This window comes from Frankia sp. CoWAU3 (assembly GCF_977971855.1).
This window is the reverse complement of the sequence record NZ_CDWWXB010000154.1, coordinates 7847-8323: the sequence shown is the minus strand read 5'-3', so window position 1 is coordinate 8323 and position 477 is coordinate 7847. Positions and strand designations below refer to the sequence as shown.

The window sequence follows — 477 nt, the reverse complement described above, 5'->3', positions numbered from 1 at the left end:
CGTCGGCTGATCGATCTCGCCGGACGGACCGTGCCGGTTTCCCGACCACGGGCCGCGCCGCTACCTGACCACGGCCACCGGGCAGTGCGCGTGCAGGACGCACTGGTGGCTCACCGAGCCGAGAAGAAGTTCGGCGAAGCCGCCGTGCCCGCGGCTGCCGACCACGAGCAGCTGCGCGTCAGCCGAGGCCCGCAGCAGCGCATGGGCGGGGCCATCGGCGACGGTCTCCTTCATAACGGGGATGGGTAGCCCGCCGGCGTGCTCGGTGACGATCGTGGAGACGGCCTGGTCGAGGGTCTGCTGGGCCTGCTCCGCCAGCACCGATCCGATATCGGCGTAGCTCCCCGGGTAGATCGGGATGTCCAGGTGCCAGGCATGCACGACGTGCAGGGCGCTCTTGCGGAGCATCGCCGCCTCGACGGCCCACCGTAGTGCCGTGAGCGAGGGGGCCGAGCCGTCCACACCGACGACCACCGG

General features: G+C 71.5%; 1 protein-coding gene. It reads right to left on the bottom strand.

Annotated elements, in window-relative coordinates:
* Positions 1 to 60 precede the first annotated feature (60 nt).
* On the bottom strand, positions 61 to 477 hold a 417-nt coding region (locus AC08ON_RS13385), incomplete at its 5' end, for a universal stress protein (RefSeq protein WP_476617085.1).